This is a genomic window from Micromonospora sp. NPDC023644, from assembly GCF_040640115.1.
In the GTDB taxonomy this organism is placed as follows: Bacteria; Actinomycetota; Actinomycetes; order Mycobacteriales; family Micromonosporaceae; genus Micromonospora.
Genome location: NZ_JBFABA010000027.1, coordinates 57850 through 68391, shown reverse-complemented (window position 1 = coordinate 68391; position 10542 = coordinate 57850). Strand labels below are relative to the sequence as shown.

Annotated in this window: 8 protein-coding genes; 2 read left to right on the top strand and 6 right to left on the bottom strand. The window is 76.0% G+C overall.

Translation table 11 applies throughout. The features are described 5' to 3' along the window. Positions 1–166: 166 nt before the first annotated feature. Positions 167–640 carry a nuclear transport factor 2 family protein gene (locus AB0G08_RS19570; RefSeq protein WP_358089699.1) on the bottom strand — a complete coding sequence of 158 codons (474 nt, stop codon included), beginning with the start codon at positions 638–640 and terminating at the stop codon, positions 167–169. A 235-nt stretch (positions 641–875) separates the two neighbouring features. Between AB0G08_RS19570 and rfbB the strand changes: the two genes are divergently transcribed. Further along, positions 876–1862: a dTDP-glucose 4,6-dehydratase gene (gene rfbB, locus AB0G08_RS19565; RefSeq protein WP_358089708.1), complete on the top strand. Its 987-nt coding sequence runs from the start codon at positions 876–878 to the stop codon at positions 1860–1862. Between the two features lie 205 nt (positions 1863–2067). Here the strand turns inward: rfbB and AB0G08_RS19560 are convergent, their stop codons facing one another. The 3 genes from AB0G08_RS19560 to AB0G08_RS19550 all read right to left on the bottom strand — a co-directional run bounded on the left by AB0G08_RS19560 (position 2068) and on the right by AB0G08_RS19550 (position 5479). Next, positions 2068–2871, bottom strand: coding sequence for a TIGR03084 family metal-binding protein (locus AB0G08_RS19560; RefSeq protein WP_358089696.1), 804 nt, complete (start codon positions 2869–2871; stop codon positions 2068–2070). 311 nt (positions 2872–3182) lie between these two features. Further along, complete coding sequence (locus AB0G08_RS19555; protein ID WP_358089694.1) at positions 3183–4775, bottom strand: MFS transporter; 1593 nt, start codon at positions 4773–4775, stop codon at positions 3183–3185. Then, positions 4772–5479 carry a DUF899 domain-containing protein gene (locus tag AB0G08_RS19550; RefSeq protein WP_358089691.1) on the bottom strand — a complete coding sequence of 236 codons (708 nt, stop codon included), beginning with the start codon at positions 5477–5479 and terminating at the stop codon, positions 4772–4774. The genes AB0G08_RS19555 and AB0G08_RS19550 overlap by 4 nt, the downstream gene beginning before the upstream one ends. 251 nt (positions 5480–5730) lie before the next feature. Between AB0G08_RS19550 and AB0G08_RS19545 the strand changes: the two genes are divergently transcribed. Next, entirely contained in the window at positions 5731–9096 is a 3366-nt protein-coding gene (locus tag AB0G08_RS19545) for a BTAD domain-containing putative transcriptional regulator (RefSeq protein ID WP_358089688.1), read from the top strand. Positions 9097–9196: 100 nt separating this feature from the next. On the opposite strand, the gene tpx is transcribed toward AB0G08_RS19545, so the two are convergent. Both tpx and AB0G08_RS19535 read right to left on the bottom strand, forming a co-directional pair. Continuing rightward, positions 9197–9724 carry a thiol peroxidase gene (tpx, locus tag AB0G08_RS19540; protein ID WP_358089685.1) on the bottom strand — a complete coding sequence of 176 codons (528 nt, stop codon included), beginning with the start codon at positions 9722–9724 and terminating at the stop codon, positions 9197–9199. 162 nt (positions 9725–9886) lie between these two features. After that, the gene (locus tag AB0G08_RS19535) at positions 9887–10486 is read right to left on the bottom strand and encodes a nitroreductase family protein (RefSeq protein WP_358089705.1); all 600 of its coding nucleotides are present in this window, start codon (positions 10484–10486) and stop codon (positions 9887–9889) included. Between the last annotated feature and the right edge of the window lie 56 nt (positions 10487–10542).

Below are 10542 nucleotides of genomic sequence, written 5' to 3'. Positions count from 1 at the left end.
CTCTGTGGTCCTCGCCCCCCCGCCCCCCGGGGGGGGGGGGGGCCCCCCGGGGGGGGGGGGGGGGGGTCCGGGGGGGGGGGGGGGGGGGGGCCCCCCCCCCCCCCCCCCGCCGCGACGCGGCCGGGCGCCGGGGCAACGCCCCGACGCCCGGCCGAAGGACTGCCGGTCAGGCCGGCAGCATGGTGTTCGCCGCCAGCAGCAGCTTCCACTCGCCGCGCTCGTAGGTGAAGGTCTGCGCGGTGACGAAGTGCTGGTCGACGCCGAACTCCGGGATGCGGAACCGGGAGTCGAGGACGAGCAGCGCGGTGTCGCAGCCGTCGACGACGCGCTGGCGCTCCACGAAGGTGGACTCGAACGTGAGCGTGAACAGGTTGGTCAGGTGCGCGGTGATCGCCGCCCGATCGGGGTGGTGGGCGCCGCTCGGGTCGATCTCCACGGCGTCCGGCCGGTAGAACGTCATGAGCCGGTCGACGTCGCGGGCGGCGAACGCCGCGTCGCGCTGCCGTACGGTGTGGTCGAAACGGCTCGCGCAGCTGGGACGCCTGCGCTCCCGGTCGGCCTCCGGGGGGCTCGCCTGCGCGGGCGCCACCAACAGACCACCGAGCATCGTGACCATCACTGCCAATGCGACCTTCTTCACGCGACCTCCCGTGTGACGGATGGGTACGCCCGGCCGAATTGGTGATCCGGCCCGCGGCGGGACAAAGTTGGGGACCACTGTGCCAGTCACCGGCGGCCGGGGCCTTCTCCCGTCGTGCGGTCTCGGCCGGACGCGCGAACCGTTCTCCTTTCGAAACGGCCGACCGTCGACATTTCCGCAATTCTTCGAATGCCGCTGGCGGGTATTCGCCCTACGATTCGAGACCATGACCAGAATGCTCGTCACCGGCGGTGCCGGCTTCATCGGCGCGAATTTCGTTCATTACACGCTGCGAAACCACCCCGAGTACGACGTGTGCGTGCTCGACGCGCTCACCTACGCCGGCAACCGGGACAACCTGCGGTCGGTGGCCGGACAGATCCGGTTCGTCGAGGGCGACGTCTGCGACGCGGACCTGGTCGACCGGCTGGTCGCCGCCTGCGACGTGGTCGTGCACTTCGCCGCCGAGTCGCACGTGGACAACTCGCTGCACGACGCGGAGCCGTTCGTGCGGACGAACATCCTCGGCACGTACACGCTGCTGGAGGCGGTGCGGCGGCACGACCGGCGACTGCACCACATCTCCACCGACGAGGTCTTCGGCGACCTGCCGCTGGACTCGCCGGACCGGTTCACCGAGGAGACCCCGTACCAGCCCTCCAGCCCGTACGCGGCGAGCAAGGCCAGCTCCGACCTGCTGGTGCGGGCCTGGGTGCGGTCCTTCGGGGTCGCGGCGACCCTGTCCAACTGCGCGAACAACTACGGCCCGTACCAGCACGTCGAGAAGTTCGTCCCGCGCCAGGTCACCGCGCTGCTGGCCGGCGACCGGCCGAAGCTGTACGGCACCGGGCAGAACGTGCGGGAGTGGACCCACGTGGACGACCACAACGCCGCGGTGCACCTGGTCCTGGCCGGCGGCCGGCTCGGCGAGACCTACCTGATCGGCTCCGGCGACGAGCGGAGCAACCGCGAGATCGTCGAGCTGGTGTTGGAGCTGATGGGTGACCGTGGCGGCTACGACCACGTGCCCGACCGGCCCGGCCACGACCTGCGCTACGCCAACGACTCGTCGAAGCTGCGCGACGAGCTGGGCTGGCGGCCGAACTACTCGGACCTGCGGGCGGGGCTGACGGCCACCATCGACTGGTACCGGGACAACCGTTGGTGGTGGGAGCCGCTGCGGGACCGCTCCGAGGCCAGGTACCGGGTGCTGGGCCGGTAGACGACGGAGGCGGCGGCCGGTCCGGCGCGGCCCGCCGGGCCGGTCCGGCGCGGCCCGCCGGACCGACCGGCCGGCGACGCGACTCGGCGGCGGTGGGCCCGCACCCACCGCCGCCGAGTCGGATGCGGGCAGCTCCCCCGGCCCCGCCGCGCCCGCCGCGCGGGCGGGACGGTCGGGCCGCGGGAGCTGCCGCGACAGGAAGCTGTCAGCGACCGGCCATGGCGAACTGGCCCGGGGCACGGCCGGCGCCGGCCGGCCCCCGGTACGCCTGCGCGATGTCGAGCCAGTGGTCGGCCAGCGCGCCGGAGGCGGTGAGCCGGAGGTCGTCGCGGTGCCGACGCCTGGTGACCAGCAGGCAGAAGTCGTGCGCCGGACCGGTGATCCGCTGCTCGGCGTCGAGGGGCCCGAAGTCCCACCGGGCACCGGACGGGGCGGTCAGCTCGAAACGGAACTCCTCCTCCGGCGGCGTCAGGTCCCGGGCCAGGTAACCGAAGTCCCGGACCCGCACGGCGAACGCGACGAGGTGGCGGATCCGGTCGGTGACCTGGCGGCGGAAGCCCACCGCGTCGGCGATGTCCTGGCCGTGCGCGAACAGCTCCATCATCCCGGCGCTGGCGAGCACCCCGGGCGGCAGCGGGTTGACCAGCCAGGGCACCATCTGCTTCGCCGGCACCGCGGCCAGGGCCTCGATCGCCCTGTCGCGCTCGGCCCGCCACCGGGTCAGCAGCACCTCCGGCGGCTCCGCCAGGAACTCGGCCATCGCCTGCTCGACGTTGGCGTCGAAGTCGGTGCCGAGCTGCGAGAGCATCGCGGTGAACCTGGCCGGGGCGGCGGCGGCCAGCCCGGCGAGCCGGAACGTGGCGGCGAGGTGGGCCACCTGGTGGCTGATCGTCCAGCCGGGCGCGGGGGTCGGCATCGCCCAGCCGTCGGCGTCGAGGCCGGCGACCAGGCTGTCGAACTCTTCGCCGTCCGCCGACAGGGCGGCTATCACGTTCTGGGAGGCGGTCACGTCTCTGTCCTTCCTGAGGGGATAGGCGAGGAGTGCGCGGCACCGCGAACCAGCCACGGTGGGCGCGGGCTGCCGGTGGATGTCCGCTCGCCGCTCGGGGACGGAAGACCCCGCTCATCCGGTCCGGCACAGGGCCGCCGTACGCCCGTTCGGCGACGTGCCTCCACTATGTGGCCCAGGTCCGCCGGGCGTCTTCTCCCGCCGTGCGGTGCCACCGCCCGCCGGGCGCCTCCTCAGACGCCACCGCCGCCGCCGGCGGTGACCGCGTGGCGGCGGCGGTGGCAGCCGTGGCGGCGGCGCCCCCGGCCCGGTCAGCCCCGGGCCGGCGCGGACGCCTCGTCGGTGCCGCCGGCCGGGGCCGCCGGGACAGCGCCGGCCGGCTCGTCGGCCGGGCGCACGCGCCGCAGCAGCAGCGCCGAGAGCACCGCCAGGATCACCGCGAGCACCGCGCTGACCGTCCCGGCCACGTTGAACCCGCTGGTGAACGCCGCCCGGGCGGCCTCGAGCAGCGCGTCGCCGGTCTGCGCGGGGAGCTGCCCCGTCACCGCGCTCGCCCCGGCCAGCGACTCGCCGGCCGCCTCCCGCACCTGCGCGGGCAGGTCGCCAGGCAGGGCGGGGGCGATCTCGCCCCGGTAGACGGCGGTGCCGACGCTGCCCAGCACCGCGACGCCGAGTGCCACGCCCAACTCGGTGCTCGTCTCCGACATCGACGACGCCGAGCCGGCCCGCTCGGGCGGCGCCGCCCCGATGATCAGGTCGGTGCCCAGCACGGCACCGGGACCGAAGCCGAGGTAGACGATCACCAGGCCGGTCACCGCGAGGCCGAGCCCGTCGGCGGCGCCCACCCGGCTCAGCAGCGCGAAGCCGACCGCGGCGATCGCCATGCCGCCGGCGACCACGTGGCCCGGGACGAACCTCCGCCCCAGCACCGGCGCCAGCATCGAGCCGATCAGCATGGACACCGCGTACGGCAGCATCCAGAGCCCGGCCCGCAGCGGGGAGAGGCCCGCGACCAGCTGGGCGTACTGCGCGAAGAGCAGCGCGACACCGCCGATGGTCGCCCCGCCGAGCAGCATCACGCCCAGGGCGGCGCTGAAGGTCCGGTCGGCGAACAGCCGCACATCGAGCAGCGGGCTGTCGAGGCGACGCTGGCGGGCGACGAAGACCACGCCGACCGCCACGCCGGCGACCATCGCGAGCACCGGCCGGGCGCCGACGCCGTCCTTGGCCAGCTCCTTCAGGCCGTACACGAAGGGCAGGACGGTGGCCAGCGACAGCAGCACGCTGAACAGGTCGAGCCGGCCGGCGTCCGGGTTGCGGTACTCCGGCAGCAGCAGCGGCGCGGCCACCAGCAGCACGACCATCACCGGTACGCCCAGCAGGAAGACCGCGCCCCACCAGAACGACTCGAGCAGCACGCCGCCGACCAGCGGCCCGACGATCGCGCCGATCATGAAGCAGCTCATCCAGAGGCCGATGGCCGTGGTGCGCTGCCGCGCGTCGCGGAACATGTTGCTGATCAGCGACAGCGTGGCGGGCATCAGGGTCGCCCCGGCCACCCCGAGCAGCGCCCGGGTGGCGATCAGCATCCCGGCGCTGGTGGAGTAGGCGGCGACCACCGACGCCACGCCGAAGGCCGCCGCGCCGATCATGAGCAGCCGGCGGCGCCCGATCCGGTCGCCGAGGGTCCCCATGGTGACCAGGAATCCGGCGATCATGAAGCCGTAGATGTCCATGATCCAGAGCAGCTGGGCGGCGTCCGGCGCCAGGTCGGCGCTCAGCTGGGGCAGCGCCAGGTAGAGGACGTTGAGATCCAGCGAGAGCAGCAGGGTGGGCAACGTGAGCACAGCCAGGCCGGTCCACTCGCGCCGGCCCGCTCGCGGCGCCGCCCCGCTCGCGGTCACCGCCATCCTCGTCCGCCCTCCGCACCGGCCGGTGCCTGGGCGTCGTACTCGTCGTGCAGCCGCCACCAGCCGTACGGCTCGCCCTGCGGGCGTCCGTCCGGGGTGTCCTCCCAGGTCTCCTGGCGGCCCAGCGGGGTGAGGTCGAGCAGCGTCCAGTTGCTGCCGAGCGCCTCCACGCCCCGCGCGGTGGTGAAGTAGGTGCGGTACACCTCGTCCCCGTCGCGCAGGAAGACGCTCAGCCCGAACGACTCCCCCGCCGCCGAGCTGACCCCGAGATCGGTGTTGAAGTCGGTGCCGTACGACGAGTACCAGGGCAACGTCCAGCCCATCCGCTGCCGGAACGGGGTGATCTCCGCCAGCGGCGCCCGCGACACGAGCGCGAGGCTGGTGTCCCGGGCGTGCAGGTGGGCGGGGTGACCGAGGTTGTCGACGAACATCGCGCACCCCTCGCAGGGGTGCGACTCCCCCGGCGCGAGCATGTAGTGGTAGACGATCAACTGCCGCCGGCCGTCGAAGACGTCGACCAGGCGGGCCGGGCCGTCCGGACCCTCGAAGACGTGGTCCCCGTCGACCCGGGTCATCGGCAGCCTGCGCCGCTCGGCGGCCAGCGCGTCGCGGGCGCGGGTGGCCTCCTTCTCCCTGACCAGCAGCCGCTCCCGCGCGGCCTCCCACTCCGACCGCGACACGACCGGTGGCAGATTCATGTGCTTCTCCATTCGTGGCTCACGGACGTCCGCCTGCCGGGGCCGGCGGCGGCTCCGGCGTACGCGCCCGGCGCGGGCGCCGGCACGGGGGCGGCGCCGCACCTGGCGGACGCCGGCCGGACGCGCGGGCCGACCCGTCGCCCCGTCCCACCGTGCCCGGCTCCGCTCCCGGTGCGCTCCCGGTGCGCTCCCGGTGCGCTCCCGGTCCGCAGTGACCGCCCGTCGTCGGTGCGCTGCGTTACGGTGACGCCATGCGTTTCGGGCTCCTCGGTCCGCTGGCCGTCCGGACGACGGACGGCGCGCCGGTCGTCGTGCCCGACCTGAAGGTCCGCGCCCTGCTCGCCGACCTGCTGGCACACCAGGGCCGCCCGGTGCCCGTCGGTCAACTGGTCGAGGACCTGTGGGGCGACCGGCCGCCGGCCGACCCCAGCGGCGCCCTGCAGACCAAGGTGTGGCGGCTGCGGCGGGCGTTGCAGGCCGCCGAGGACGGCGGCCGGGAGCTGGTGGTCTCCCGAGCACCGGGCTACCTGCTGCGCACCGGACCGGAGCAGACCGACGCCGAGCGCTTCGCAGCGCTGGTCGCGCGGGCCGCCGCCACGCCCGGGTGGCGCGACCGGGTCGCGCTGCTGGACGAGGCCCTCGCGCTGTGGCGCGGGCCGGTGCTCGCCGACTTCGCCGACGCGCCGTTCACCCTGCCCCTGGCGAGCCGGCTGGAGGAGCAGCGGCTGGTGGCCGTCGAGACGCGGGGCGAGGCCCGGCTCGCCCTGGGCGAGCACCACCACCTGGTCGGGGAGCTCGCCGACCTGGTGGCGCGGCACCCGTTGCGGGAACGGGCGCGCGCCCTGCACCTGCGGGCCCTCTACCGGGCCGGTCGGCAGGGCGAGGCGCTGGAGAGCTACGCCCGCTTCCGTCGGCAGCTCGCCGACGAGCTGGGGCTGGATCCCGGGCCGGAGCTGGTGGCCCTGCACCGGGCGATCCTGGCGCACGACCCGGCGCTGCTCACCGACGCGCCGGCGGCGACGCCGCCCGGGTCCGCCACCGGCACGAACGACCCGCACGCCGGGTCCGCCCGGGGCGCCGACGACCGCGCGGGCCGGACGGGCCCCGGCGACCCGCCGGGTCCGGGGGCCGCCGCGCCGGCGCCGCCGCGCACCAACCTGCCCGTCCCGCTGACCCCCCTGGTCGGGCGCGCGGAGGCCGTACGCCAGGTGCACGAGGCGCTGCGCGTCGGGCGGCTGGTCACCCTCGTCGGCTCCGGAGGGGTGGGCAAGACCCGGCTGGCGGTCGAGGCGGCCCACCGGCTCGTCGAGGCGTACCGGGACGGGGTCTGGCTGGTCGAGCTGGCGCCGCTGTGCCCCGGCGATCCCGCCGCGCTGGCCGGATCGCTGCTGACCGTGCTCGGCATCCGCGACACCGGGGCCGGCGAGCCCGGCCCGACGGGCGCCCCGGCCACCCCCGCCGACCGTCTCGTCGACGCCCTGCGCGGCCGGGACCTGCTGCTGGTGCTCGACAACTGCGAGCACGTCGTGGAGCCGGTCGCCGAGCTGGCCCAGCGGGTGCTGCGGCACGCCCCGGGCGTACGCCTGCTGGCCACCAGCCAGGACCCGCTCGGCCTGGCGGGCGAGCGGGTCTGGCCGGTGCCCCCGCTGGAGCTGCCCGCCCCGGAGGCCACCGAGCCGGCGGTGCTGGCCCGCTCCAGCGCGGTGCAGCTCTTCGTCGCCCGCGCCGCCGCGGCCGCCCCCGGCTTCGCCCTCGACGCGGCCAACGCCCGCGACGTCGCCGAGCTCTGCCGCCGCCTCGACGCGCTCCCGCTGGCGCTGGAGCTGGCCGCCACCCGGGTCCGCGCGCTGGGCGTACGCGGGCTGGTCGCCCGGCTGGACGACCGGTTCCGGCTGCTCGCCGGAGGCCGCCGGGGCGTCCCGCCGCGCCAGCAGACCCTGCGCGCGATGATCGACTGGAGCTGGGAGCTGCTCTCCGACCCGGAGCGGGTGGTGCTGCGGCGGTTGGCCGCGCACGCCGACGGCTGCACGCTGGAGGCCGCCGAGGCGGTGTGCGCCGACCGGGACCTGCCCGCCGACGACGTGCTCGGGCTGCTGGTCCGGTTGGTCGACCGCTCACTGGTGGTGGTGACCGAGGCCGCCGGCGAGCCGCGCTACCGGCTGCTCGAATCGGTCGCCGCGTACTGCCTGGCGCGGCTGCGGGAGGCCGACGAGCAGGCGGCGCTGCGCCGGCGCCACCGGCGGCACTACGTCGAGCTGGCCCGGCGGGCCGACGAGGGGCTGCGCGGGTCGGCGCAGCGGCGCTGGCTGACGCGGCTCGACCAGGAGGCGGCCAACCTGCGCCTCGCGCTGGACGGCGCCCGCACCGACGGCGACGCGGTCGACGCGCTGGAGCTGGCGACCGCGCTGGCCTGGTACCGGTACCTGCGCGGCCGGCTGCGCGAGGCGCGCGGGTCGCTCGAGGTGGCGCTCGCCGTGCGCGGGCCCGCGCCGGCGGCGCTGCGGGCGGCGGCGCAGTGCTGGCGGGCCGGGCTCGCCCTGCTGGAGACCGGGGGCGACCACGCCCCGCTGGTGGCGCCGGCGCTGGCCGCCTGGCCGCCGGACGAGGACCCGGCCGGGCGGGCACGGGCCGCCTGCTTCCTCGGTCTCGCCCTGCTCACCGCGGGTGACGTCACCGCCAGCGAGGAGCTGGTCGACGACGCGCTGGCGCGGTTCGAGCGGCTCGGTGACCGCTGGGGGACGGCCATCGCTTTGAGCCTGCGGGCCGGGCACGCCCAGTCCCGGGGTGACCTGGCGGCCGCCGGCCGGGACGGCGGGCGCAGCGTGGCGCTGTTCCGCGAGTTGGGCGACCGGTGGGGTCAGCTCCAGGCCTCCTTCGCGCTCACCTCCCGGGCGGAGGCGGTCGGCGACTACCCGGAGGCGGCCAGGCTGCACCGGGAGGGCCTGCGGATGGCCGAGGAGCTCGGACTGTGGCTGGAGGCCTCCGACCGGCTCTCCGGCCTGGGCCGGATCGCGCTGCTCACCGGCGACCACGACCGGGCGCGGGAGTTCCACGAGCGGGCGCTGCGGCTGGCCGCGGAGCAGCACTTCAAGCCCGGGGAGCTGTACGCGCAGATCGGTCTCGGGCTGGGGGCCCGCCGCGAGGGCCGGCTGGACGCCGCCGAGGAGCTGCTGCGGGGCGTGCTCGAATGGACCCGCCAGCCGGGCCTGGACGCCGACGTGGTGCGCACCCTGCTCCTGGCCGAGCTTGGCTTCGTCGCCGAGCAGCGGGGCGCCGCCCGGGCCGCGCGCGAGTTGCACGCCGAGGCGTTCGAGGTCGCCGCCGCCCTCGGCGACCCCCGGGCGCAGGCGCTCGCGCTGGAAGGGCTGGCCGGGACGGCGACGCTCGACGGCCGGTACGCCGACGCCGCCCGGCTGCTCGGCTCGGCGGCCATGGCGCGGGCCTCGGTGGGTGCGCCGCTGCCGGCCGGGGAGCGGGGCGACGTCGACCGGATCGCCGGCGCCGCGCGGGAGGCGCTCGGTCCGCTGGCGTTCTCGGCGGAGTTCGACCGGGGCACGGCGCTCTCCCCGGACGACGCCTGCCGGTCGCTGGTGGCCGGACTTCCCCGGCCCGCGTGAGCTCCCCCGACGCCCCGGCGGTGACCGCCGCCGACGCCCCTGCGCGGGTCGGAGCGGGCGCCCGAGCGAGTCAGCGGGTCAGCGGGGGTGCCCCGGCGGCTCAGCGGGACGACGCCGCGCGCGCCGCGGCGATCGCGGCCTCGTACTGCGGATGCTCGCCGACCTCGCGCACGTACTCCACGTGGACGACGCGGTCCTGGGCGTCGACCACGAAGACCGACCGGGCGAGCAGCCGGAACTCCGCGATCACCACGCCGTAGGCGAGCCCGAACGACAGGTCGCGGTGGTCCGAGGCCGTGCGGACGCCCTCCAGCCCGGCGGCGCCACACCACCTCGCCTGGGCGAAGGGCAGGTCCACGGAGATGGTCAGCACGGTCACCCCCGGCAGGGCGGCGGCCTCCTCGTTGAACCGGCGCGTCTGCTGGTCGCAGACGCCGGTGTCCAGCGACGGCACCACCGACAGGATCCGCACCGTGCCGGCCGACGAGGCCAGGTCCACGGGCGAGAAGTCGTTGGCCAGCACGGTGAAGGCCGGCGCGGGGTCACCCACCCGCACCTCCGGCCCGAGCAGCGTGACCGGGCGGCCCCGGAACGTCGTGACACCGGCACGTTCCAACGTGACTGTCATCGGGCTCTCCTAGCGTCCAGTGAAGGGTGGGTGGATGGTCCGCTGACGGCGCGGCGCCCCGGACCACGGGGCGGGCGGCACGCCGCTCCGGGCCGCACCCAGCATCGTCGGCCGCCCCCGCCGCCGGCACCTTCGCACGTGCCGGATGGGTCCGCGCGGCGCTCAGCGCCGGATCAGCACCTCCGGCAGCGGCTTACGCACCAGGTCCGGCACCGTCGCGTCCGGCGCCGGGTAGCCGACCGGCATGACCAGGTACGGGCGCTCCTCGGGGGGCCGTTCGCACACCTCGTTGAGGAAGCGCATCGGGCTCGGCGTGTGCGTCAGGGTGGCCAGGCCGGCGTGGTGCAGCGCGGTGATCAGCACGCCGACCGCGATGCCGACGGACTCCTTGACGTAGTAGGGCCTCGGGGACCGCGGGCCCTGGTGCACCTCGAACACCACGATCACGACCGGCGCCACCTCCAGGAAGGGCTTGTGCCAGTCCGTACCGATCGGGGCGATCGCCTCCAGCCACTGCGCCGACGCGCGCCGGGCGTAGAACTCCCGCTCCTCGGCCTCGGCGGCCTCCCGCAGCCGGCGCTTGCGGGCCGCGTCGGTCACCACGACGAACCGCCACGGTTGCAGGTTGGCGCCGCTCGGCGCGGTCGCCGCCGCGCGGATCGCCTCCTCGACCACCTCCATCGGCACCGGCTGGGGCGAGAAGTGCCGGATGGAGCGTCTGGCGGCCATCCGGTCGGCGAAGGTGCGCGCGTTGCGCACCATCTCCCCCGCCGCCACCGGCGAGTCGGGTCCGAGGTCACCGGTCATTCGAGCCATGA

Excerpts from the sequence above, each read along its gene's own strand:
- tpx (WP_358089685.1), bottom strand. The coding sequence starts at position 9,724 with ATGACAGTCACGTTGGAACGTGCCGGTGTCACGACGTTCCGGGGCCGC.
- AB0G08_RS19535 (WP_358089705.1), bottom strand. The coding sequence starts at position 10,486 with ATGGTGCGCAACGCGCGCACCTTCGCCGACCGGATGGCCGCCAGACGC.
- AB0G08_RS19550 (WP_358089691.1), bottom strand. The coding sequence starts at position 5,479 with ATGAATCTGCCACCGGTCGTGTCGCGGTCGGAGTGGGAGGCCGCGCGG.
- AB0G08_RS19545 (WP_358089688.1), top strand. The coding sequence starts at position 5,731 with ATGCGTTTCGGGCTCCTCGGTCCGCTGGCCGTCCGGACGACGGACGGC.
- rfbB (WP_358089708.1), top strand. The coding sequence starts at position 876 with ATGCTCGTCACCGGCGGTGCCGGCTTCATCGGCGCGAATTTCGTTCAT.